We start from the raw sequence: 25,181 nt of genomic DNA on the forward strand, positions 1-25,181 counted from the left end.
CTACTGGCCCGTCGTCGTAAAGCTGAGCGTACCGACATATACGTTGGCGTTGCTTCTGGCTTTTACATTTATTTTGAAGATTGCGAAGTTATTGGCTGAGCTGCTGCTAAATCCACAGGATGTTAATTCATTTCCGTTAATGCCTACAGTCTGCCATGTATTGAGAGTAGAGGTAACGGTCGTCTCAGTACCACATGCCGACAACGCGCCAGCCTGACTGCGGAACATTTCATAGCTCACGATACCATTTGCAACATTATCTGTACGGGCGGTCAGCTGGATCGTGCTATCACTCTGGAACTGCTTAAACGCCGCCGGCAACTGGTACGACACGTAGATGCTGTAGGTTTGCTGGGTGGCCTGCGGCGAGGTCCATTTGTAGTAGTTGAGCGCCTGGCCAGTGCTACAGAGAGACAAATTGACTTGTAGCACAGTTGACTGATTGGAACAGAAGTCAGATGTCAACGTGCCGATACCTGTGCCATTAAGCACGGCACCGGTATACTCAGGCACCAGGTTAACGTAGTTGTCTGGTGATGAACCGCAAGCACCCCAGCCATCTGCTTCGTAGCACTGAATGCGGCCCGATGTTGTGTCGTAGTACATCGAGCCGAGTAGTGCCGTATTGCCGGTGGCAACAGGTGCGCTCGATGATCGGTCGAGTGTCAGGACTGTCGGCGCGCCGCCGTACAGACCACCACCAATCTGCACGTTCGGTGGTGTCGAAGTCGCCGTCAGGATGGTGACACTAAGGTTATCAACCCAAAAGGTACGGGCAGTTGCATCCGTTTGTCGAATAATCAGATCAGGGTTTGTCGCCGTCGTCGCATCAGTCGTAAAGGTACAGGTCACCTTGCTCCAACCGGTCGTTACCAGCGTCGTTGTGCTGACATTAGTACAGGCTGTTAGCGTCGTACCGCCATCGCGGGAATAATCGACATCGAGTGTCGTAAAGCTACCACCGCCAAGCAAACCGGTGAATGAAACCTGGTATGTCGTACTGACAGCCGGGTTTGCTACCAGATTGTTCCGGATACCAGTGTTAATGGCTGTGGTGGTTGCAACTTGTGCTGAAGCCTGTCCGGTCGCAACGTTAGCCAGTGTCGTGTTGCGTGTAACTGTTGCTGCGCCGATAGCCGTCCAGGCCGTGCCAAAGCTGGCTGCCGTCTCGGCACCACCGTTGGCGGCGAGCTCTGTGGCGTTATTGTTGACTGACAGCAGGTTGGTACCAATAGCGGACTGAACTTCGAGCAGTCCGCCAGTGATCGGCGTCGTGGCATTGTTACGAATCGTAAATCCGTCAGCGTTGCCACCGGAACCATTGAGAACGATTTCGGCACCACCAGCTGATGTCAACGTGTTGTTGTAAGCAGACTGAAGGTCAGTCGAGCTGGACGCACCGGCCGCCGTCCAGCCAGTACCATTCCAGATAAGCGTAGCTGTCGAATTTGCCTTCATGGCAATCGCAATGCTCGTCCCACCAAGTGAAATCGTAAAGTCATTCGATCCACCGGCTGCAGTAACATACAAGACGCGTCCCGTCACCGCGCTGAGCGGTACGGGAACACTTATCGTCAAGTTGGTGGTATTTGCCGTCACAGGTATCGAACTATACTGATCGACTATACCAGCCGCGATAGAGTTCGTCTGAAGCGGCGAAGCCGAAAATGCTGCCGTTGAGAGATTTACAAGACCCTGTACGCCGGTTCCGGTACCAGCGCCGCCGCTCAGGATCAGATTGCCGCCGTTCACATTGCCCGTACCGGCAGCACTGCCTCTCAGCGTCAGGTCGGTACCCGCTCCGGCAGCTGACGCAGCGATGGCTATCGTACGGCTGGCGCCGGATCCAAGCGACAAATTACCAGTTGACGTATCAAACGCAAAGAGCGTTGCGGTACCGGCAGCATTTTGTACAGACAGAGCGGTAGCGGATGATGATCTGATGGTTGTATCACCATTTACAATCAGTGTCCTGCCACTAGCTATAGTTGTATTACCATTTAGCGCCACGGTGCCCGTACCCGTACTGAAGGTGCCACTCGATGCAGATTGATTGAAGTTACCTGAACCGCCCGTAAACACAACACTCCTGTTGGAACCAACATTCAAATCCTGGACATTCAAGGTCCCGGCGACGGTCGTCGAAAACCCACTTTTACCGATTGTGATTGAGGATGCATTAACGGTACCGATATTGAGAACTGCGGCTGATGCTTGATCAAAAAATCCTGCCTGGTAGCTGGCTGCGATACCGACACCGGTGATGTTGAAATTACCCGTTTCAGCCGTACCCGGCGTACTGGACTGGAGAGATATATAGGCGTTACCGCCAGAACATGAGCCAAACATCAGGTTTGTTGTCGAAGCATTCGCCGTTTGTAAACACTGCAAGCCGGCAGTTGGCGCTGACGCCGGCAGATTGATACTGTAACTCGCCGTAAGACCGATTGTCGACAACGTCACCTGCCGGTTGTTGGCGGTGCCGTCCCGAAATACTATGCCGCCAGCAGCGGTCGTTGATCCCAAATTAAGTGAATTATTGCCCTGCAGCGACATAGTGAAGCTACTACTCATCGTCGTATTTTTAGCAAGTGTAATGCCGCTGGCATTAGCCGATCCCAGCGTCAGTGCCGTACCACCAACAGCCGAGTCAATAGCTGCCGCATTGACGGCAGCCCCGCTGGTAATGTTGCCGCTGACGTTAATCGTACCCGTCTGCTGTGCTGACGGAGATAGCTGCACCAGCGATGAACTGTCGAGGCCATCAAGCATGTCAGCATTAAAGGCGTACGGTACTGACGTGAGACGGATGCGCGGTGTCATTTCGGTATCGCCATTGAAAACGACCCCGATATACAATGAATCGGTATTGAAGTTCACTGATCCCGGCAAAGCAGTCGTGTCTCCAAGATTGGTTTGGAATATACCGTTGACGGTCGTCAGACTTTTGGATTCTTCCCATAGACACGTCGTCGAACAAGGAATTGCAGTGTCGCCAGTAGCGCTGGTATAGATACGGAATTTGAATGTGTAACTGGCGTCAGGAACATTGATGCCGCTGGTGCTCACGACTTTACCCTGGAAGTTGACAGTTTTGTAGACACCGGGAGCTGCCTGTGCTGTCGAGGTGACACCAATGGCGATAGCTGCAACTAGACACAATCCGAATACAGCTACTACAGCCGTAACGAGGACCCGACGGGCCTCAAATAGCGTTTTTATTCGCAAAACTATGTGTTTCATCCCAAATTTCAATCAGACAACCCCGTACGTCACCCTTGTTTCGTAGTACTTTAAGGATAACAGTTTTGGCAGTTCAAAACAATGCGCTTACGCTATCGAAATTTTCACACTACGTCTGTATTATTGTCTGTTAATGTGGGTCAGTTTACCCTCAGCAGCTAGACTTCGTTACCGAGGATTCTTACCGACTCGGCCTGGCAGCCGTCTTAATCGGCTACCAAGTTTTTTCAGACTTTGTTTAGTCCACGTACGCACGCGCTTACTGAGCACTATAGATAAGCCAGCAGCCACTATGGCAAGTACTCCGAGGGCAAATCCGAGATTGACATACACAAAGCTTGATTCGACCGTACGAAAGGTGGCTTGATCGTCATAGCGGTATGCGATCGTCATCTTGTAGCGACCCGGCAGCCACGCAGCTGCTAGCCTGTCGAATGGCATACTGATACTGCGGAATGTCTCCGGCATCACGATGGCCGAGTCTGGATTTATAGTTGCCCGCTGAACAATTCTGCCGCGCGGATCAGTCACCGTCGCGATACCCCGCGGCGTGACATGAACATTACCCCGATTTTGAAACCGCAGATCAAGCGTGCCGGGCAGTGACAGCAGACGGGTTGCTATGTTTGAGTTGCTTAGATTGAGATTATAGACTTCCCCGCCGAGCTTTTTCACAAACAGCAGCGAAGATGCGACTTGATCTATTTGAACTTTTTGCTGCGAGTTACCGCCGACCTCGGTCGGTGTTACCAGTACTGCTCCGTAGTGGCCGCCGGGAGTGAGCGATTCTTTGTTGTTCAGCGTAATCGGGATCTTCTCAGTCGCATACGGAGCTACCACGATCCGATCTTTTTCGAGTGTCACCCACGGAGATAATGCATAACGGTAGCTCAAGGCCTTTTCGGCGTTGCCGACAAACAAAACACCGCCAGTTTCGTCCAAACTTCCAAAATCGACAACTGACAACGCAAATTCATACTCCTGAGCCGAATTGTTGGTAACCGCAAAATCAAATGTTCTTGTGGTATTGTCTGAGGTTAGACTAATCTGTTGGAAGGCCGGTGAAACGGTAACACCGCCACGTTTCGATGTGCCGACAGCTGGCCGATTGCCGGATTGCTGACTTGCAGTTGCAGCAAATGAACTACCGATCGGCGCTAGCAGCTGGCTTGCTGCTGCCGCTGGAGCCGCATGTAAAGCTATCGTGAGCAGGCCGACGATAGCGAGACCGAAAATACTGCCGTGCAGACGATGTCTCATCAGTCCTTGAGCTCGGGAGCTGTTTTACGTTGATCGGACGCTTCTGCGGGCGGGATACCAGAACTTTTTGACGGTTGATTCGGCCTAACTTCTGGAGCTGTTTTCGGCGTACCATCAGCTGCTGGTACTATTGTCTCTAAGTTATCTGTATGCCGCACACTGGACAGCTTTGGCGCAGTTTGGGTGTCATCCGCGGAAGCATGCTGTACTGGCATATCGACGCCATCAGATACTGTGCGCTCGTCTTCTTTTGCCACCAAGGCTGGCTCAGGTGACATCGCTGCCGCAGTCGGGGCTGAGCCGCCCGTATCACTGGGACGCCGCCGAATCTTTTTCCATATACTGCGTAGTATCATCCACAGACCTGCCCCGACGAGCAGCAAAATAAGCAGCAAAACTCCGAGTATGCGCCACGGTATTATCCAGAAACCGACAGTTGCTTCGATAGGGATATCACGTTGACCATCGTCGTAAACAGCCACGAGCGTTGCCGTATAGTGCCCAATCCGTAGTTTTTGTATTTGGCCAAAATCCCATTTTAGTTCTTTGGTAGTCTTTGTGCCACTTGTTTTGACATCATAATACGGGAATCCATCATTCCATGTGGCTTCGAAGGCGCGCGTGGAAGCTGGCAGGATATTGCCGCGCTGCGTATTAAAATCGATGAGGGCAATTTGCTTGTCGCCGCGTTTAATAAATATACTGCCGGCGGGCGCTACATGGACGTTGCCATTATTCCGGAGCTTGATTTTGAAATTAGCCGGCAAAAACTCATAGACTTTGCGGTCTGCCGTCAGGCTAATAACACTGGCTTCCCGCTTGGACCCAGGCGCATTGACGTCGAGTAATACCAGACTTGCGACGCCGCCTTCGACAGCGCTGGAGCCACCCGTTGGTTTGTCCGGTGTAGCCCTCGAGAACAAGACGGCTAGATAATATCCGAACGCCGCAGATGGTGGCGTTTTGATTGTCATTTTGATAGTTTTCCAAACTCCCGGTTCAGCTGTAAAAGTATCCTCTGAAAAACTCACCCACTCAAAATATGTATCTTTAGCTTCCCGCTCACGAAGTTGCGGATTGCCGGTTTCGCCGTTCGCGCCAAACTTGAGCAGCTCAATCTTGAGTTTTTCCGTCGACGTATTATTGTTTTTGACACGAAGATCGGCAGTAACCGTTTCGCCGGGCTGTGTCACCACATTGAGTGGAATCGGCGAAGTCGTCAGACTGAGCGGCGGCCTCGTCGTAGTTGCCTGTGCCGATACTGCGACCGGCAACAGTATATTGAGCGCCAAAGCCATCATGGCTGCTATCCCTAATGCCCATGATCCGAATTTTTTAACGTGAGACATTATCAACCATTATATACTCTCTGTCCCGCTTATGTATAATCAGGAATACTAGAATTTACATTTGACGATGTAGTATCATTTCAACCGCGCTAGAACTGGCCGGCGCCAATAACCTGGACGACATCCGTATAATCCGATGCTGCCGGCGTAATACCAGCGATAGTAGCAGCCGCAGCTAGCGTCACAACCGACGTATCGGATGTACCACTTGATGATGCAACCTGACGGTAACTGTTGTCAACGCCCGTTCCTTCAAACGTACCACCTGTTGCATCAAATGCAGTCGAGACTGCCATAGTACCAAGCCCAGCGACCTGAGACATACCGGTTACACCCCAGACATACTGTTCGGTTGAGGCTGCCGTGTCGACATCGACAGCCGTACCGGGTGTCGTAGGTGCGATATTTTTGGCGACGCCAGTCGAATACAATCCGTTTGCATCGGCATTTCGAATCCAAGCTACCCAACCTGTCTTGGCATTTGTATTAACGGTAAACGTACGTGGAGTAGTTGTGCGTTTCGTTCCTGGCGATAAGTCTGCCGTGAATGCAGTCGTGTTACTATCAAGCTGGAAGTTGAAAGTCGGCGGAACATTGGCAGTAACGGTAATCTGATCTTCGGCGACAACACGCAGTGCGACTACAGCCTTGTCATCGACGGTTGCGCCAGTTTGGGTGGTCAAGACCGCATGATACTCGCCCGCTATCGGCAATGTGACTGCCGATGTAGAAGTAAGGTCGAAACAGTAGCCGGTTGAAGGTGCTAAGTTAGTAACACCTGTAATAGTCACGACCGGGCTAGCGCCACTGACAACAAGCGTGCCGGGTAAAGCGGTTTTTCCCGTTTCAGTCGCACACGTGGCCGTTGTCACGGTTTGGGCTGCATTAACGACGCCAGATGAACCGGTCCACGTCGTTGTATCGGTACCGTTAAAATCAAGTTTGACCGTATCTTCAGTTGCCGTAGCAGTAGACGTCGTAAATACGACACGCACGCTCGATTGCGTAGCGGCTTTCATCCTGTCCAAACGGACATACGTATTAGTCATACCTGCCGCAGAAATATTACCAGGTAGTAATAAGCCGAGACCAAGAACAAACGCTACTAATAACGCAGTCTTTTGTCCTATGTTTGTTTGTATCCGCATTATCTCGCCGTCTCAACCTTTATGGTTATGCTAACTAGTATCATATTACTTGTTGATGCTTATGGTGTCAACATATTATAAAACGTCATTGTAGTGTCTTATCGCCACCGTACAGATTCAAGCATTTTCTGGTATTCACCGGCTGTCGCTTCAGAATTAATCGTCACACTCGTTATTGTAAACGTGAGCAGCTTTCCCTGGTGCACCCAGAAAGCCGCCTGCTGAGAATCCTTTTCGTTGAGCGCGACAATCACCTTTTCACCCTGTATAGTTTGCGGCGTCAATTTGTACGTTTCCGGATGCAGGCTGCGCATGAGATACGACGCATCATCTTCAAGCCGGCCTGAAGGCAGCGCCACGACGGTGACCGTCAGTATTTTACTCATCATTCCAGACGCCCTCAGCAAGTGCGTCTCCAGGCTGTTGGAATTATCCTTTGTGGCTGGCTGCACTTGATACGTATTAGGATACGCAAATGTCATATGGACGCCTTCGAATTGTTCCAGCTCCACGGCTGACTGTGTCTGAGATGGATTTTCAGGAATTGCATTAACAATTATTCCTTCCGACGGACCGACCAGCATCTGAGCGCAGATATACACAACTCCGGCAAGTCCAGCCGTAACAAATAGCAGCACAATAGACCGTTTAAACTTATTTCGTAGTGAGCGTTTCGGCTTTTTAGGTTCTGAAGCGTCATTGGTGCTGAGCGTGTCAGGTAGCTGCGTCATATCAAAAGCTCGCTGCCGCAACAACGGTTAGCTTTTCACTATAATCGCTTGATGACGGGGTTGTAGCGGTGATCTTTGCTTTGAGTTGCAACGATGAACGACCTGCAGTAACTGGAGCTGCCGCAGAGTACACTCGGCGAATATTGGTGTCAGTTATGCCTACGGTATCGCTCGTACCATTGTACGGGCTGGCTACGGTAAATGGTCCGCCTGAACTCTGTGTCGCCGAAGTGCTTTGCGCGCCAAAGCCTTGTGCGATTGCTGCCAAATTACCAGTTAGCGCGCTGATCGTATAAGCAACCGCCACGCTGCGCAGACCGCCATTTTGACCGTATGCGTATATATTACCGCCAAAATCGCCGTTAGTATCAAAATCAACCCAAATTTTCTGCGGACTGTTGACGACGGTATTCGGGACTAAATCATTGAACGCGAGATTATAGGGTGCCGCCGTCTCTACGTCGCTCGATGCGATGTCGAGGTCAAATGTCAGCGAAGGATTTACCGTTGCGGCCGTGGCTACGGCGCTATATCCGGATTCAGTAAATTTGCCGTGCTGGGCCCGTACTTTGACCTGGTAGTTTGTATTGGGAGTTAAGCCAACCAGCGTAACACCGCTGGCACCACCCCAGCTGGCGTAGGTTCGATAATCGCCGATCACGAGCGACGAGCCAATAGTAAAATCACTTTTAATGTACTGCGTCGTGGCAAAATTATCACTGCTAATAGCAACGGCAAAGATAGCGTCACTTGGATTGCCGCCGTTATTTATGACAAGCTGTAGTTTATTATAAAAATTACTTGGATTAGTCAGCGTCGGCGCAGTCGGAACATTCGCCAACTGTGTCGTCACGAGCCCGCTGCCGCCGCGGTATGTTGTGCCAGACATCTGGGTACCGCTCACTTCCCCGCTTATACCTTCCATGGCATAGGCAGAAGAAGTTGAATTAGCCGTACCACCCGAGCCGACACCATAACTTTCGAGCTTGTACGTCGTTCCTGTCGGTACGGCGGCAAACAGCATTGCTGCACCTGCCATCAATGAAAGAGAACCCATAGTCAACTTGCTAAACATAACTACAATCACTGTAACCCGAATTTACAGCCTCGTCTAGTTCAAAACGCGCTGTGCAATTACGTCATCACAATAGCTTTACTTGACATTTCGTTATATATAGTGTATTTTATATTTATGAGACAGCCTGAATTACCTGACTGGTATGTCAGGACGCGTCGGTATGACGAATCGTCAACTGTCGTAACCAGTAATATTGCATTAGAAAAAGCCGACTACGCTCCATTGTCGGATTTAACTGGCCCTATATCAGACGCTCTTCTATGGCGTGGCCACCAACGCAGACAACAATCACTTGCTCCAACGCCTTTATTTCCTGCACATTTTCAACCAGGCTCAACACATCGAGGCCTATTAGACACTCCGTTTAGCTATGTTCAGTACGATGTCACCTCGGATGAAGACTTAAGTGGGAGTAATCTAACGACCGCTACTATTCAACTCCGAAACGCCGGCAATACTGGCTGTGCCGAAATACGAATCGATAAACGTGGCGCATCTAAGCCAACATACAAACTATCTCAAGCGAAGTTAATACATGAGCTCAAAGACGCAGGTACCCAACTACTCGATGAACCAGCTACCCTAGACCTTTTAGCAGATATACGACGTCAAACACACCGCTATCAGAGTGGCACGCCAGAGCCGGCCACGATTGACGAATTTTGCGATTCGCTTATAGCAGCTTCGCCAAAGGTACGAGAAGTACAGGAAGGCATATATCAAACTTATAACGACGAAACTAGTACGGTTATCATGAAAGTCGGTAAAACAATTGTTCAGACATACCGAAATCCCGAAGAAACCGACATTGCCGTGCGTCTTGACGTGCGCCAAGCTCTCGGCGTCGACGATGATTCGTTTGCTGCGACGGCATTAAAATTCGCGACTCAGCAGAATGGACGAGGCGTACAAGCTAGTGTTGCCGCAGGCATAACTGCAATATCTCGTAGAGATCTAAACATGGAGACAAGGGACAGCTACCTCGCGAAAATGATACAAGTATATCGAGAGCCGGATGTGTTTATGGACCGAATACTCACAAATATCGGACGCATTTTATAGCCGGTTACACTAACACGGCTTTGATGCGGCGTATGCCGGAGCTCGATGATTCTTCTTTGGTGATTTTGAAGCGTTTGCCGTCTTCGGCAAGCTGGCCGGTGTGGTCAACGTGCGGACCGCCGCAGATTTCGAAGCTAAATGGCACATCATCGCCGTCGGCCTGCATACGATAGCATTTCACAACGTCGCCGTAGCGGTCACCGAACGCACCGAGCACATGCATCTCGTCAATGGCGACAGGCGTCGGATGCTCTTCCCAGGTTACAGTCAGGTTTTTGTCAATTTGCTGGTTTACCATGTTCTCAACTTGCGTAATTTGCTCCGGCGTCATTTTGTCGGGATGACTGAAGTCAAAGCGCAGACGCTCTTCGGTGATATTACTACCGTGCTGGACGACGTGATCACCAAGCACGGTACGCAAACTCTGATACATCAGATGCGTCGCCGTGTGGTATTTTTTATGCTGGAGGGTTTGACCGCCGAGACCGCCCTTAAATGTTCCTTTGGCTGCAGTTTGGCTGCGGGTTCGCTGCTCGGCCATTTTAGCGTCAAATTGCGCGCGCCAATTTTCGCTCACTTCGATATTATGCTTAAACGCTTCCTCTACACTGAGTTCAGCCGGAAAGCCGTACGTATCGTACAACGTAAAAATAGCCTCGCCGTCAATCGACTTATAATCACCGCCGGGCATATCAGTTAAAATCTTCAAGCCCTTTTTGAGCGTCTGGCGAAATACCTTTTCCTCTTTAGCCAGCACGGCAATGACATCAGTCCGCTTCGCTTTGACCTCCGGGAAATCCATTTCATAGCAATCAGCGATTACCGGTACGATCTGCTCAATAAAATTCTGTTCAATACCAAGATTGAAGGCTTTCATAATCGCCCGGCGCATCAACCGACGCATGACGTAGCCCTGCTCTTTGTTGCTTGGGACGACACCATCAACGGCCAGGAAGGTAGCCGCGCGGAGGTGGTCGGCGATGACGCGCATACTGGCAGCATTACTGTCGTAGCCCTTGCCACACAACTGCTCAATTTTTTCTATGATTGGCCATAATAGGCTGATACGGAATGCGTCTGGGCTGTTTATAGCAGCGGCGGCAATCCGCTCGAGTCCGGAGCCGTGATCAATGTTTGGCTTTTCTAAGGCTTCAAAGGTGTCATCGGATACTTTGCGGTACGCCATAAAGACGTTATTACCAATCTCCATAAAGCGGCCGCAGTCGCAGTTTGGGTGGCAGAATTCACCCCACCGCGTGTCATGTGGCGTACCGAAATCATAAAACATCTCAGAGTCCGGTCCACACGGATCGCCGACTGGCGTCGTATCCGGACCAGTCTTACCGCGGTTCCACCAGTTTTTGCTGCCATCATAATAAAAGACGCGTTCACCCTCTTTGATACCGCGTTTATAACCGTTCTCTTCCGAACCAATATCAGCAATGCCAGACGAGATGCCTTTGGCGGCAAATAATTTTTGCCAGGTTTCAGCGGCGACTGTATCTTTTGGTATGTCATAGCGCTCGTCGCCGATGAAGCAAGTCGCATAGAGCTTGCTGCTGTCTAGTCCGACCACATCGACTAAAAACTCAAACATCCAGTTGATCTGCTCCGTCTTGAAGTATTCACCAAGTGACCAGTTGCCAAGCATCTCGAAGAAAGTTGTATGCCGGTTGTCGCCAACTTCCTCGATATCCTGCGACCGCAGGCAGGTCTGGCTGTCCACCAGCCGCGTACCCTCCGGATGAGGCTCGCCAAGTAGATACGGAATCAGCGGCTGCATGCCCGAGCCGGTAAATAATGTCGTCGGGTCGTTTTGTGGTACCAGCAAAGCCCGCGGAATAACGGCATGGCCACGCTGGGCATAAAATTTCAGGTAGGCGGCGCGGATATCTTGTGCATTCATAGCTACTATTGTAACAGATTGGATAGTCGACAGAATAGATATAATATGGTACAGTCGGCATACGTTCGTTCGAGAGTGTCGAAATGTGCAGGGCAACCGCCTCAGCACACATCACTACACAGTGAGGTGAGTCGTATGAACCGATCGTATGCACAGCAGCCCCCCAGGAAGCGCGCTTGGTGGGAAGGCTGGTGGGAGGCCTTCAAGCTCTTCCTGAAGAGTCCGGATTCCGGTCCCTTCATCAAGCTGATGGTTGTCCCCGCACGGGTGTTCGTCACTTCAGTGGCGGCCTACCTGCCTGTCAACGTTGCCAATGACGTGCTCTTTCCATTCGCTGGGATGGCTGACGATGTGGTCATGCCGATCAACTTCCTCTCAGCCGTCTGGCTGGTGTACAAGGTCAACAAGTACCGCAAGGTACCGTGAGCTGTGACTCCGTCGAACGAACACCCTTCGGTACACCGAGGTCACACAGGCATCACGAGTGTGATTGGAACCCGAGGGGCAAGCCGTGGAAGTAATTTGTAGTTTGATCGACGTTTTGATAGCCAACCTTGGCATCATCTACTCTCAACACTACTTAATACTTCCCCGGCTTTTTTCATAACTTGCTTTATGAAGTTACAGGACAATCTATACAATTTGTTACTCCAGTAATTTGGACGCCGTGCTACAGTGATTTCAAAGGAGAGTACACATGGCGCAGGCAAATGAAAATGTACCAGCTCAGCGCAGCTGGAGCGAAGCGTTTATGTTGTTCCTGCGTGACAGGCAGGTTAGTATTATACTAAAGTTTGCCTTTGGGCTCGGACCCATCACAATACTTGACGATATTATTCCAGGTATTGGCTTGCTCGATAATCCGCTCATTCCAGTTTGGTTGATAGTCGTTGTCGTTGTGTTCTTCAAAGTTCGATCATATCGTTAAATGTTTCCCTTTCGTATGTAAACCACACCACAATTTACTTCTTCAGAATCTGTTGTATTTTATACTTGTTATAAAGCAGGTTTGACGAAAAAGTGCTACTGTGGGTTGGTAACGAAAAGTTCCGAGAAAGAAAGTCATTTACGACTTGCCTCTAGTAGCTTAACAGCTTTACTTGCTTTACCTCATCCCAGCGGCGGACAGACAGCTGACCGTCACAACGAGAACGGAGCACGGCATGTCCATTCACGCACACGTCCTCGCGGACGGTCTGACGCTGGCTGCGAATGCGGCAAGCGAGGCATCCAGCCGTCCCAACTTCACGAACGGTCTGGCCGGCGTCATCGTCGCTCTGGCGATCTTCGGACTGTTCAACCTGTTCAAGCCCACTTCGATGGCGGTTCGCATTATCGTCGGGATCCTGATCCTCGGGGTCTTCGTGGTCAATGTCGGCTTCCTGCTCGACTTCGGTCGCTGGATCCGGCGTGGCATCACGACCCTGGCAACCAACTGGGGAGCACCCGAGGTGGCAGGACCGTTCGTCTTCACCCTGCTCGTGATCGTGCTGCTGGTGTTCGCGATCATCTTCCTGCGGAGAAACCCTACCAGCGGATTCCTGCGTCTCCTGGTCATCCTGCTGGGAACCTCGCTGTTCACGGTCTCTTCCTTCCAGGAGGCCATCGTCGCCTACAGCGACCTCGCATCGCAGGGTCTGGTCAAGCTCGGCGAAGGCGTTCGGCTCTGAGCGAACCGGCGTCGGTACGGCCGAGCGCGTGGAGATTTTTCCGCAACCTCGGCCGTACCGCCATCCCAGATTGTGCAAGGTAGCATTAACAAATTGGCAGGGTGTGCTGGATTATATCTCGACGATACGTCGAACCAATCCACCACCCATCACCACCCCTCGTAGAGCTTTTCGTTACATTTCCCAATTTGCTTTATACACACATTTATTCGATAGCCAGGCACTAAGCCTGGCTATTTATATAACAATCCCACCGCCGACCACGTGGTAGCCATGAGCACCATCTTGCTCGTAGAGGACGGCTGATTGACCCGGTGTTATCGCCCGGACTTCTTCTTCCATATCGACGACCAGCTCAGCTTCGTAAGCATCGCGTGAAAGGAAACATTTCACGAGCGGCGCCCGGTATCGGGTGCGTACATAGTATTCGCGGCCAAGCGTCGGATAACTATTAATCCAGTGCTCGCTTGTCAGCGTCAGCTCGCGGGTCCAGAGTTTGTCGTCATTCAGGTCTGTGGTGACATAAACTTCGTTCTTATGCATGTCTTTGCCGATAACATAGTACGGCAGGCCGCCACCGACATCGAGACCATGACGCTGACCAATAGTATAGAATATGGCGCCGTCATGCTCACCGATGTGGCGGCCTGTGCTGTCAACGATCGCACCCGGTTCGGTCTGGACGAATTGCTGCAAAAAGTCTTTGATCCCCACCTTGCCAACAAAGCATATTCCTTGGCTATCCTTCTTCTCGGCTGTACTGAGGCCGTACTTCCGGGCCAGCTCGCGAACCGCCGGCTTTTTGTATTCACCAATCGGCATCAAGCTCCGCAGAAGCGCCGATTGCTGCACACGATACAGAAAATATGATTGATCCTTATTAGCATCGAGACCAGTCAGCAATTGTCCATCTCGGATACGGGCGTAATGCCCTGTAGCAATCATATCCGCGCCGTCTTCTAGAGCAGCATCGAGGAATAATTTGAACTTCACTTCCTGATTGCACATGATATCAGGATTGGGCGTAATCCCCGCCTTGTAGCCCTCCAGCATATAGTCGACGACTCGCTCACGGTACTCGGTTTCGAAGTCATACATTTTGAAGTCTATGCCCAGTTTCACGGCGACGCGTTTGGCATCCTGATAATCTTCTTTCCAGGGACAAATCATGCCCGGCAGATCCTGGCTCCAGTTTTTCATATACACACCCGTCACGTCATAACCCTGCTCAAGCAGCAGCGCAGCCGTAACAGAACTATCAACACCGCCGGACATGCCGACATATACTTTTTTAGACATAATACTTATATTTTATCAAACTTATCGTGGATTCAGCTAATTATTGTATTCACTGTTGGTGCTGGCTTCAATCCGGCGGCGTAGTACCTGCAGCTCGTATTTCCGGCCCAGCCAGAACGTTGACAGTGTCAGCGGCAACGCAAGGAGTGATGGAATAATTGAATACTTGGTTTTGGTGACAGTCGTGGTCGAGCCACTTTTGTCATCTTTAGCATTGGTGCTGCTGGAGCCAACGGCTCCGTTCGCAACTCCGATCAGCTGCAGATAGGCAGTCGACCCCAAAGAATCAGTTGCCTTGACGATAATCCGGTAGACACCGGCAGCGTCATAGATATGGTCAAAATTTAGCGTGTCTGCAAACGGCACGCTCTTGAGTGTAACGGGCTTACCGTCACCCCAATCAATACTTATAGCATACGGCCCGACGCCGCCACTGAGGATAATTGGCCAGGTCAAAGCGTCACCGGGGTTAGCGCCCTTTTTCGCGAAAGAGCTGCTCAGCGTCACCCGGCTGGCAAACGTACCGAATGAGGCATCATTGAAGGTAACGTTAACAATATTCGAGTCCGGCCCAGCCTGATCGAGGTCATCAAACACCCGTGCAATCAGTTCGTTCTGGCCGCTAAACAGATCCACCTGCAGGCTATAGCTACCATTGGTACAGGTAACTGATCCGATAAAAATATTGTTTGAAAACAGTTTTACCATGACGCCCTGCGGACAGAGACCATTGACGGTTACCGGCAGCGTCGTAAACGACCGGCCGCTCACTGGAGTCGTTATTGTGGCCGCGCGAGTCGGTGGTGGTGAAGATATCGTGCCTTCAAGGCCGACTGAACCATTTTGGGGATTTTGCGGCAACGGCGCTGCTGCTTCCACGACGGGGCGCGCCAGCAAAAGCATAGTGCCAATTGACAAAATGGCAGCGCTGAAGGCAATAATTCGCCAAGAGTGAAATAGTTTTTGCGTCATAGGAGATTACTTTTATATTTTACCATAACCGATATAAAGTTTTGCGTGCGTCGGTCCACTAATACGTCGCGGTTGCAATCAATGTCAGCGTCGTCGTGTAGACACCGGCCTCGGTCGTACCGGCGGATTTAGCAGCAAATTCAATCGTACTGCCTGATACATCATTTGGCCCGCTCGTCTTACCAATTTCTTGACCATAGAGTGTGTTGGTAAATGTTGGGTCAAATCCATGGAATCCAGTTGCACAATCGAACGGAGCTGTTGCCAACTGGTCAGTACCCAGCGCGCTAATGCGTAGGCCGAACTGCTCTTCACTGCCGACGGTTGAGTCCTGCGTACAGGCGTTGCCATGCGGCGAGATCGAGAATGATCCCGACTTCAGGGTATCACCCTTGATTTTTACGGATACACCGCCAAATGAGTTGCTGGCCACATCGTAATAGGCATTACCAGTATACGTGGTGCTTGTATTGAGCAAGACGCCGTTAGTATCACCGAGCGCGATTCCCGTACCGCCCGCCGCACAATCGGCGCCGGTATAGACGCAGAAGGTCAGCGTTTCCTGGACCTTGGCAGTGACGTTCAGCTGGTTGGCGGTACTCAGGGCGATACCACCGGCATCGAGTGAATCTAAAGTTTCACTCCCGCTTCCAGTCGTGCTCGAAAACGTCAGGATACGGGCATAAAAAGTCGTATTGTCGTTAGCAGGATTAGTCAGTCCATTGGTCGTGCCGTTACCAAGCGTAAAGCTGACTGGTCCATTAGCAACGGCACCGGGTGTCCGCGTCAGTACGACTCGGTTCGACGTGCTTGTGCCTTGAGCGGTATTGATGCTAAGCCCCGTTATGTTTCCGGTCACATTATTGAGCGACAATGAGGCGTAGTTCGTATCAAATCCAGATGCGATACTACAACTATCGCCTATGATCGGGCTGTTGCTACAAAACTCTACAACTACCGAACCGATGTTTTGATTGTCGGTAACGGTCGTAAAACTCACAGAATAGGCAACGTTGGTGGCAGCACTGGCTGTGCTGCTCATAAGGATAGAGCGGTTGGTAAGTGCGCCGTAAGCGGACGCGGTGGCGGGCATAAAACTAAAGATCGCCGAGAACAGCAATATACCAGACATAGCACTATACTGCGCGCGACGTACAACCGTCCTTACCACAGCAGCCGCCCGCTGTTTGCTTTTGAAATAATCTGTAAAAACTATTCTTCCCATGCCTAGCGTCTTCGATTTTGTTTTGCTTTTCGGATAATGCTTTCGTTGTAGGCACGTATCAGTCTTGGAAGAATGAATACTACGAACACGAGGAGTGCGATGACGCCGCCTATCAGCTTGTATGGGATAACGTAAAAGGTCTTTTTGGCGAGCAGTAATTCCCCATTGCTACCATAGCCGAAGCTAGCTTCTGCGGTGTACTTACCGAAGAATTTTTTATTGCTGACAGGATTACTAAACTTACGAATACTAGCCGGCAAGATACTGCCCCGGGGCTGAGCATTGTTTATTTCGATCGTCTCTATAATCTTGCCGGAAAAATTCTTAATATATATCTTTCCGAATGGCTGGACATGGATATTACCGAAGTTACGGAAACGAGTCTCAACGCTAATCGGACCACTACTGAACAGCGAGCCCAGCTCGTTGTTGTGTGCTACCCCAAAGCTTTCGATACTGATTTTTTCAGTGATATTGCCGGGGACGCGGACAAGGAAGATTGATCCGACGCTGGCGCTGAGGGCAACGTTTTTGTCATTTTCACCGTTACCTGGCGAAAACCGGACGGCACCATAGTAGCCGCCGCTGGCAGCCTTGGCGGGAACGCTGAGCGTCACCTTGACTTCGCGCCGTTCACCTGGCTGCAATGTAACAGTCGGTAGGTCACTTAGCAGCGACTTAAAGCTATTCCCTGGCGCCCGCTGTGATTCATCCAAAATGATACGGGGTTCACCCGATTCATCGTCGCTCGGTATAAAATCGTTCGTCACGCCTCGCACCGTGACGGGAGAAGCAGTCACGTTTTCGACAAATAAGCTGACAGTCCGACTCGTCCCTTTATCTATAGTGAGGTCAGTTCGAACCGGTGCGATCTTCAGACCGTTGCCAGTACCTATTGGTGCGCCTGCCGCTGGGGCCTGAGCTGAGGCGCTGCTGTCAGCAGCAGTCCAGATAACACCAACAATCAAGGCACACAGAGTAGCTGCAATAGCTACAGTGCTTCGAGCACGAATCATTCCATTCCTCACAAGGGGCCTCACGTTTTAGTCTACTAAGCATAATGGTAACAAACCCCTAAAGCTTATTCAAGGACTAAAAATTTGCGAGACAGATATAGGAGACAGTGGCGACGTACCTGCCAGGCGGCTGGTTTGATCCGACGTTGACGATATAGCTCATAGTAAGCTTGCGATAATCATCCGCATTACTACTACTGGCGACGATGTCGCCACTGTTAAATTTGAATATGTTGGGCGTATTGTAGCCATTAGCTGGATTGATCAGTCCAGGCCCGTTGGGCTCACTGCCGACGGCTGGCGATACGTTTTGGCGAGCATTGACGCCAAATTGATTCGTTCCACGCTGCGAAGCCCCGCCCGTCATAGCTGGTATGACATTATTACCGGCAGTCATCGTCGTACCGGCCAGTGTCACACTATAGCCATAGGCTGCGTTAGTACTGGCTAGCATCTGCGATGTTGCAGACCGCGGCGCTTGGCTTGATAACTCACCGAAACTGATAAAATTGCCGGCAGCCGTTGAGCAGTCATAGCCATCGATCGTGATACCCGTACAAAATAGTAAGTATGGCGGTACCTCTGTTGTGATACCGATACCTTCAGTCGTCGCATATACGACAATGCCATAATCTGTTTCGGGGCCGCTGGCATCAGTCGTTACAAATGTGCTGATACGAACATAGCTACTCCCGATGGTGCTCGGGTTGGTGATGTCTGAAAATTCCATTGTCAGCTGCTGCGGTGAAGCCGGCAAGCTGACAGACCGGCTCAATATGAGCTTATTGCCGGTTGAGGCAGGATTGAGTGTAAAATCTGCAATACCGGTCTGTCCAGACAGTGTTGCATTACTCGCATCAAATCCGGCGGGAGGCGTACAGGGATCGCCCTGCTCGTATTGGTAATTATCACAAATCTCAAAGGCGACAGAACCGATTGAATTGCTGGTATTCGTATTAAAACTAAAATTGTATTTTACATCTGTAGAGCTTACCGTCGCGTCAGACAACTGGAGCTGTCGAAAAGACAACTGAGCGGCATTCGAAGAACTATACAGCAAAAATGGCACCGCTGCTGCTAGCAGAAGTACCGTCAAACGCGAAACTGCTCTATATGTAGAACGGCGTATGGGCAGAAGATTCAGCTGTCGTATCCGGCGCAACATATGCGTCCTCTCACAGAATTACCGTTAATATGTTGCTGTTGCTATCAATGTGAGCGTCGTCGTGTAGACACCGGCCTCAGTGGTACCGGCGGACTTGGCGGCTAGTTCAACGACACTGGTCGACGAGTCGGTGGCACCAGCAGTCGATGCTATGTTTTGGCCGTACACCGTGTTGATGTTTGCAACGTCAAAGGTATGATTGTTAGTCTGACAGCCGTACAGCGGATCAGCCGTTTGGCCAGCGCCAACTGTACTGACACGTAGACCAAACTGTTCAGTACCGGTGACTACTACATCTGCGGTACATACAGGACCGTGTGGTGTGATCGAGAATGATCCTGACTTCAAGGTATCACCCTTGAGCTTGACGGCGACACCGCCAAGGGCATTGCTGGCAAGATCGTAACTGGCAGTATTGGTGTAGGTCGTACTAGTGGAGGATAGTACACCGTTGCCATCGCCCAGCGCAACTGCGGTGCCGCCATTGGCACAGTTGATGCCAGTATAGACACAGAAGGTCAGCGTTTCCTGGACCTTGGCGGTGACGTTCAGCTGGTTAGCAGTACTGAGGGCGACACCACCGGCGTCGATTGAGTCTGCAATCTCATCGCCGGCGCCCGTAGTCGAGTTGAAGGTAATAATCCGAGCGAAGAAGGTCGTATTGGTCGTCGTCGGATTGGTGACACCGTTGTTCGTGCCATTACCCATTTCAAAGGTTGTTGTACCGTTTGCGACTGTGCCGTTGGCACGAGTCAGTACAAGGCGATTAGCCGAGCTGTTAGTCGTGTCAATAGTAAGACCTGTAACGTTACCGGAGTAGTTATAGAGCGCCAGTGTCGCTTGGTTGATGTCCATGCCAGTTGGCGGTGTGCAGGTATCACCGAGGATTGGCGAATTACTACAGAATTCAACCACAACCGATCCGACATTCTGGTTGTTTGTTACCGTTGTAAACGTCACTTTGTAAGCTGTGTTGGTGGCACCGTTGGCTGAGCTACTCATTTGGATAGATCGGCTGCTGAGCAAGCCATAAGCTGCGACCGGTGCTGGTCGCACTGTCGAGAAGACAGCCAAAGCAAAGGCGGCTACGACCAACAAGCAACCGGCGCGCTTTACTTTAGTATTAAAAGTCATGCTTTTTCCTCATTTTTGTGTTTTAGTTTTTTTGATTACAGACTGAGTGTACCATAAGCGCTTTAATACATACAAGTATTTATTTGAATTAAGAGTTACTTTCGTTACCTGCTTATCCACATGTACGGTAGGTACGACTGCCTCACATCTTAGCGACGGCTGGCAGAATAGCGTCGTTTACCGAGCTTACGTACGATCAGCACGACCGTGCCAATTATCAGCAACAATCCGGCGGCGACAGCAAGTACAAACCAAACGGGCAAATACCAGAAGCTGACGAGCGAACGTAGTTCATGCGATGAGCTGCCATTATCGCCGTATACAAGCGCAAGCTGGGCGGTGTAGCGACCGGGGGACATATTAGAATCGTTACACTTCGTCTCTTCGACTTCACGGCCACTCTCCGAGTCATTGCGAGTAATCTTTTGTTCGTTGAGACACAAATCAATGCGACGAGTCTGATCTATCAGCACTGTGCTCTTATTTGGATTGGCATTTTCAAATATTTTTATCTTTTTCCCAAAGACGTTTTTGAGCGCTATGCTGCCTGTTGGCTGCTCGGCCACATTACCTTTGTTGGTGAGGCGGTATGACAAATATTTGGGTGGCGTACCGATATACAATTTGCCGAAGCTACCGCTCGTCCCGGTAGAATTTGGCGTAAACGGCCCGAATTTGTTAAGCAGTAATACGTCGTTGGCTTCGCCCGGCACCCGCACGAAGACGAGTGTTGCACTCGAGCTCGTTAAGCTCACATTATTATTGGCCGTGTCGCCACCCGTAGTTGAGTATTTGATAGCACCGTAATAGCTACCGGCACCAACTTTGGCCGGTATGGCAATCGTGAATGGCAGCTGGATAGACTTACCAGCTGGTACGCGGACATTGCTCGCAATAGTCAAATACGGCTTTAGGGACCAGCGTGTTGGCTCTTTTTCGGTGAGCAGCAGCTTGGGAGAACCTGTTTCATCCTGCGGACCAAAATCTATCAGCTTGATATCGATAACAAGATCGTCAGTTTTACTCAAATTCGAGACGCTGAGTACATCACTCACCTTCTCTCCCGATTTAATGGTATAGTCACGCCGCGGATTAACTCCAAGGCTGTTGGACGCCGCAGATGCTGGCATTGTTGGAGTGAGCATAGTAGACAGCAATACAAAGACCGCTATACTAGAATAAATTTTCGTTCGCAAATGTCGCATATTTTCCTCTTTGTTACAAACTCGTGTCCCGACTATTGTAGCAAAAGACGCGACTTATTAGAATAAGCATTTTGTCAAAACGGCTATATCATATTTAAAATACAACAGCCCTCATATGAGGGCTGTTGATGTAATCACTTACATTTGATGTTTAGAATGTGGGTGTTGCGATGTAACCAATAGTTGTCTTGTAAACACCAGGCTTGGTTACCGGGCTAATGTTCGCGACATAGCGTACAGAGCCAGTATCGCATGCAACCGTCGTGCCGGTCGTTGCGCTAGCTATTTGTACAGGCGACGTCATACTTGCAGTATTGAAGGCGAAGTTAGCTGTGCCCAAGTTAGTTATAGTACCTGCAGCCGCAGCATACGGCGAGGTGGCTACGAGGTTTGTAAAACTATGGCCGAACAGCGTTGTATCATCCGTATCAATACCTAGACCGAACTGAGAAGTACCCACTTTGCTTTGTTCTCCAGTAGCTAGAGCTGCAGCAATAGAATTTGTTCCACCAGCTGTCTTTAATGTATCACCAGTATAGGACACGACGGTTCCATTGGCTGCATTAGTGCTGAGGCGAAAGTAAGTGTGATTGTCATATGCAACTGACGTATCAAGCACGCCGCCGGAACCAAGCGTAATCGCACCGGTACCCGTCAGAGCCGCACAGCCGGCGCCGGGATCCTGATTTTTAGCTGCCGAGACGCTGAAGTTCAGCTTTTCCTGGACTTTGGCGGTAATATCGATGTTTTCGTTCACCGAGCCAGCGACTGCGGCTGCATCGATCATGCTGGCTGTCGTGTAGGTAGTATTACTGAAGGTGTAGATACGGACATAGAACGTACCAACGGCAGTTGGGTTCTGAATCCAATCGGTGCCGGTACCCTGTCCGAAGGCCAGCGATATTGCCTGACCAGCAGTAATATTCGTACCGCTCGCACGTTGCAGCGTGATACAGTGTGCCCGGCTCGTACAAGGGTAGGTCGCGAAGTAATTACCCGTCGTTACGCTCGTAGTCGTGTCGAGCGTAAATGGCTGAGCACCACCACCCGATTGAGTGGCAACGGAAGCGACAGTGCCGGTATTCAAGCCAGTTGGCGCCACACAGGTGGTATCAAGTAGTGGCGTCGTACAGTATTGCAGTAATACGGATTGAACTGTTCCAGCAGTACCAATCGAAAAGTCAAAGGTGTGCCGAGCGAAAGCACCGTTGCCGCCAGAACCTTTGGCGACGGTAGCAGCGTTGGCGTCAGTAGATATGTCACCCTTTGTTTGGCTGCTCATAGTCAGCTTGCGGGGTGAGAATTGCCCTGCAGCAGAGGCTGAGCCGGATATCACTACCGGTGCAACGGTAGCAACCGCAAAAGCAAACGCAGTCAGCGCGCTGCCGCTGCGGCCGATAAGGCGTTTAATAGAATTCATGGTTTCTCCTTGTTAATTTTTGTTTTTTGGATTACTTAGGGATTTTACCATAAGCATTCTTGCATTTGCAATAGCGCTTATGCAAATTTGCAAGTTGATCTATGCGGCTATGTAGTTAGAAGGTAGGCACAACATTGATAATCAACCTGCCGCCGTACGCGCCTGCTTCAGTTGTCGTGCCGATATTGGCTATCATTGACATCGTGTAATCAGTTTGACCGCTGCTCTTGTTTGACGCGGCGATAAGGTCTCCTGGCACGTATTTGAAATTATTAACTGCTGAGTACCCGGCGGATGGAGCACCGAAACTAAACGTACCACTCGGAATCTGGGCCACGTCGGCACCAACAGCCGGCGACGTATTGAGCCGTAGATTAATGCCGAATTGCTCTATACCAACCTGCGAAGCAGCCGCAGTACTCATTGGCGTCAGTGCATGACCGCCGACACTGCGCGGCGTTGTACCGTCGATATATACGTTGTAGCCGGAAGCGAGGTACGACTTAACGGCAAACGTCGTACTTCCCTTACCGGTTGTCTCGGGCGTCAGATCCCCAAGGTTAACGACCGCACCGGATACGCTAACCTCCAGGAAAGGTTCACGCTGCGTATTAAACCCGCCCTGGGCTTGATAGTTCGTACTGCTGGTATTCCCGACTGTCAATTCGCCGGCAGATTGCTTGGCACAGTAACTGGTGGAGCAGGCCCGTAGGACGCCACCGCTGCCGAATTGTACCTCGCTGACGCCATAATTCGAGGATTTAGCCTGTGACGCCATGACTGTCGGGGTATACGACAGAGCAGTCAGCGTACTGAGCAGGAATGCAGCTAGTATTTGTTTTGGCTTTATCATAAGTACTATACATAGTGTGCAGCATTACGGCCGTTTTGACAATTCCGTTTACGTTTAAATACTTATTTAGTATAGTTATAGCATAGGGGCGCTGCCCAGAAACAACTGTATCGACTATGGCTACCGACGAAAAAGACACAAACACACAGCAAGACGCACCTGCGGTTATCGAAACCGATTCGCTTGAGACGCCGTCCGAAGGTGGTGTTCAGCCGGCTCCTGGACAGCAACAAGCCCCTGTCATTCCGAAACAACCAAATGGTCTGAAGAAGTTCGGGCACAAGTTTAATATATATTTATTATTGTTCGTGCTGGTCATTATCATCAGCGGTGCAATCGTCATTATTACAGCTACCTCACAAAAGACAGACGATGACACCGCCAAAATATCCAGCCAGGCCATACCTAGTGACGTGCTTAAGCAGCTCGCCAAATCTGATGCTACTGTCGGTGATCCAAAACAAGTATTGAACGTCCAATCAAACGCTGTCTTTACCGGCAAGGTCCTGATCCGAGACAGCTTGGATGTCGCCGGTGCGCTTCGGGTCAATGGTGGCTTGTCTATACCGGATATAGCCGTTAGCGGCCAGGGATCATTTGACCAACTTCAGATCAATAAAACACTTAATGTTGGCGGGGACACCTCGGTGCTAGGACAACTCAATGTCAAAAAGGGTATGTCTGTTACTGGCGGTGGCACCTTTGGCGGACCGGTAACAGCGCCGCAAATTGCGACGAATCAATTGCAGCTCATTGGTGACCTGACGATCAGTAACCACTTTATTGCTGGCGGTCCAACACCGGGACGCAGTAACGGTGGCGCTCTCGGTGGTGGTGGCACGACATCCGTCAGTGGGACTGACACCGCTGGCAGCATCAATATCAACACTGGCGGTGGCCCGGCCGGCGGTTGCTTCCTAACCGTAAACTTCAGTAATCGCTATAATTCCACACCGCATGTTGTAATCACGCCGACAAGTCCAGCCGGAGCAGCACTCGACTACTACGTAACTCGAACGACCTCTGGATTTAGCGTTTGCGCCGCTTCTACACCTCCGGCCAACAGTAGTTTCGGATATGACTATATCGTCGTCGGATAATACTACACGTTTAGAAAAATAATAACCTGATCAGCTTTGACGTGCATGATACCGCCCGAAATACGCACTCGGACGTCTTCCCCGGAGAGCGTCTTTATAACAAGCTCTGCTTCACTCAGCAGCGAAATGAAGTTATGGTGGTGCGGTAATATATCAAATGGTCCGCTGGCATTAACGCCAGACAGGCTGGCTGCATCATCATCAAAGAACGTTTTGAACGGCGACGACACGCGCACATGCATAATTGGCACTTCATGCTGTTCTTTCTTTTCCGTTTTTACGCTGTCTGCGCCTGCCGCGGCGGTTGCAGGAGTTTTGGTATCATCTGCCATACGATCTAACCCG

At 50.6% G+C, this 25,181-nt stretch carries 22 protein-coding genes; 5 read left to right on the plus strand and 17 right to left on the minus strand.

Annotated elements, in window-relative coordinates; all coding sequences use genetic code 11:
• The 6 genes from VF575_02940 to VF575_02965 all read right to left on the minus strand — a co-directional run bounded on the left by VF575_02940 (position 1) and on the right by VF575_02965 (position 8,788).
• On the minus strand, positions 1-3,243 hold the full coding sequence (locus VF575_02940; protein HEX8182534.1) for a carbohydrate binding domain-containing protein: 3,243 nt from the start codon (positions 3,241-3,243) through the stop codon (positions 1-3).
• A gap of 168 nt (positions 3,244-3,411) precedes the next feature.
• Positions 3,412-4,503, minus strand: coding sequence for a hypothetical protein (locus VF575_02945; protein HEX8182535.1), 1,092 nt, complete (start codon positions 4,501-4,503; stop codon positions 3,412-3,414).
• Entirely contained in the window at positions 4,503-5,852 is a 1,350-nt protein-coding gene (locus tag VF575_02950; GenBank protein HEX8182536.1) for a hypothetical protein, read from the minus strand. The genes VF575_02945 and VF575_02950 overlap by 1 nt, the downstream gene beginning before the upstream one ends.
• Positions 5,853-5,941: 89 nt before the next feature.
• Positions 5,942-7,000 carry a hypothetical protein gene (locus VF575_02955; protein HEX8182537.1) on the minus strand — a complete coding sequence of 353 codons (1,059 nt, stop codon included), beginning with the start codon at positions 6,998-7,000 and terminating at the stop codon, positions 5,942-5,944.
• A 98-nt stretch (positions 7,001-7,098) separates the two neighbouring features.
• Positions 7,099-7,731, minus strand: a complete 633-nt coding sequence (locus tag VF575_02960; protein ID HEX8182538.1) for a hypothetical protein — start codon at positions 7,729-7,731, stop codon at positions 7,099-7,101.
• A gap of 1 nt (position 7,732) precedes the next feature.
• The gene (locus tag VF575_02965) at positions 7,733-8,788 is read right to left on the minus strand and encodes a hypothetical protein (GenBank protein HEX8182539.1); all 1,056 of its coding nucleotides are present in this window, start codon (positions 8,786-8,788) and stop codon (positions 7,733-7,735) included.
• A 135-nt stretch (positions 8,789-8,923) separates the two neighbouring features.
• Here VF575_02965 and VF575_02970 point away from each other — a divergent pair, with 135 nt between their 5' ends.
• The gene (locus VF575_02970) at positions 8,924-9,871 is read left to right on the plus strand and encodes a hypothetical protein (GenBank protein ID HEX8182540.1); all 948 of its coding nucleotides are present in this window, start codon (positions 8,924-8,926) and stop codon (positions 9,869-9,871) included.
• Positions 9,872-9,875: 4 nt separating this feature from the next.
• Here the strand turns inward: VF575_02970 and VF575_02975 are convergent, their stop codons facing one another.
• Positions 9,876-11,777, minus strand: coding sequence for an alanine--tRNA ligase (locus VF575_02975; GenBank protein HEX8182541.1), 1,902 nt, complete (start codon positions 11,775-11,777; stop codon positions 9,876-9,878).
• Between the two features lie 135 nt (positions 11,778-11,912).
• Here VF575_02975 and VF575_02980 point away from each other — a divergent pair, with 135 nt between their 5' ends.
• From VF575_02980 to VF575_02990, 3 genes are all read left to right on the plus strand, one after another.
• Complete coding sequence (locus VF575_02980; protein HEX8182542.1) at positions 11,913-12,203, plus strand: hypothetical protein; 291 nt, start codon at positions 11,913-11,915, stop codon at positions 12,201-12,203.
• A 271-nt stretch (positions 12,204-12,474) separates the two neighbouring features.
• Positions 12,475-12,705 carry a hypothetical protein gene (locus VF575_02985; GenBank protein ID HEX8182543.1) on the plus strand — a complete coding sequence of 77 codons (231 nt, stop codon included), beginning with the start codon at positions 12,475-12,477 and terminating at the stop codon, positions 12,703-12,705.
• A gap of 235 nt (positions 12,706-12,940) precedes the next feature.
• Positions 12,941-13,447: a hypothetical protein gene (locus VF575_02990; protein ID HEX8182544.1), complete on the plus strand. Its 507-nt coding sequence runs from the start codon at positions 12,941-12,943 to the stop codon at positions 13,445-13,447.
• Between the two features lie 237 nt (positions 13,448-13,684).
• Here the strand turns inward: VF575_02990 and mnmA are convergent, their stop codons facing one another.
• The 9 genes from mnmA to VF575_03035 all read right to left on the minus strand — a co-directional run bounded on the left by mnmA (position 13,685) and on the right by VF575_03035 (position 23,736).
• On the minus strand, positions 13,685-14,746 hold the full coding sequence (mnmA, locus tag VF575_02995) for a tRNA 2-thiouridine(34) synthase MnmA (protein ID HEX8182545.1): 1,062 nt from the start codon (positions 14,744-14,746) through the stop codon (positions 13,685-13,687).
• A gap of 36 nt (positions 14,747-14,782) precedes the next feature.
• Positions 14,783-15,718: a hypothetical protein gene (locus tag VF575_03000; GenBank protein HEX8182546.1), complete on the minus strand. Its 936-nt coding sequence runs from the start codon at positions 15,716-15,718 to the stop codon at positions 14,783-14,785.
• A gap of 58 nt (positions 15,719-15,776) precedes the next feature.
• Positions 15,777-16,943, minus strand: a complete 1,167-nt coding sequence (locus tag VF575_03005) for a hypothetical protein (protein ID HEX8182547.1) — start codon at positions 16,941-16,943, stop codon at positions 15,777-15,779.
• 2 nt (positions 16,944-16,945) lie between these two features.
• Positions 16,946-17,959: a hypothetical protein gene (locus VF575_03010; protein ID HEX8182548.1), complete on the minus strand. Its 1,014-nt coding sequence runs from the start codon at positions 17,957-17,959 to the stop codon at positions 16,946-16,948.
• Between the two features lie 76 nt (positions 17,960-18,035).
• Positions 18,036-19,055 carry a hypothetical protein gene (locus VF575_03015; GenBank protein HEX8182549.1) on the minus strand — a complete coding sequence of 340 codons (1,020 nt, stop codon included), beginning with the start codon at positions 19,053-19,055 and terminating at the stop codon, positions 18,036-18,038.
• 93 nt (positions 19,056-19,148) lie between these two features.
• A complete protein-coding gene (locus VF575_03020; GenBank protein ID HEX8182550.1) occupies positions 19,149-20,258 on the minus strand; it encodes a hypothetical protein in 1,110 nt (369 codons plus the stop codon).
• Between the two features lie 149 nt (positions 20,259-20,407).
• Positions 20,408-21,388, minus strand: a complete 981-nt coding sequence (locus VF575_03025; GenBank protein ID HEX8182551.1) for a hypothetical protein — start codon at positions 21,386-21,388, stop codon at positions 20,408-20,410.
• 226 nt (positions 21,389-21,614) lie between these two features.
• The gene (locus tag VF575_03030; protein ID HEX8182552.1) at positions 21,615-22,883 is read right to left on the minus strand and encodes a hypothetical protein; all 1,269 of its coding nucleotides are present in this window, start codon (positions 22,881-22,883) and stop codon (positions 21,615-21,617) included.
• Between the two features lie 115 nt (positions 22,884-22,998).
• The gene (locus VF575_03035) at positions 22,999-23,736 is read right to left on the minus strand and encodes a hypothetical protein (GenBank protein HEX8182553.1); all 738 of its coding nucleotides are present in this window, start codon (positions 23,734-23,736) and stop codon (positions 22,999-23,001) included.
• 116 nt (positions 23,737-23,852) lie between these two features.
• Here VF575_03035 and VF575_03040 point away from each other — a divergent pair, with 116 nt between their 5' ends.
• On the plus strand, positions 23,853-24,836 hold the full coding sequence (locus tag VF575_03040) for a hypothetical protein (protein ID HEX8182554.1): 984 nt from the start codon (positions 23,853-23,855) through the stop codon (positions 24,834-24,836).
• A 2-nt stretch (positions 24,837-24,838) separates the two neighbouring features.
• On the opposite strand, the gene VF575_03045 is transcribed toward VF575_03040, so the two are convergent.
• Positions 24,839-25,168, minus strand: coding sequence for a hypothetical protein (locus VF575_03045; GenBank protein HEX8182555.1), 330 nt, complete (start codon positions 25,166-25,168; stop codon positions 24,839-24,841).
• Positions 25,169-25,181 lie beyond the last annotated feature (13 nt).

Source organism: Candidatus Saccharimonadales bacterium (assembly GCA_036388415.1).
GTDB lineage: Bacteria > Patescibacteriota > Saccharimonadia > Saccharimonadales > UBA4665 > UBA4665.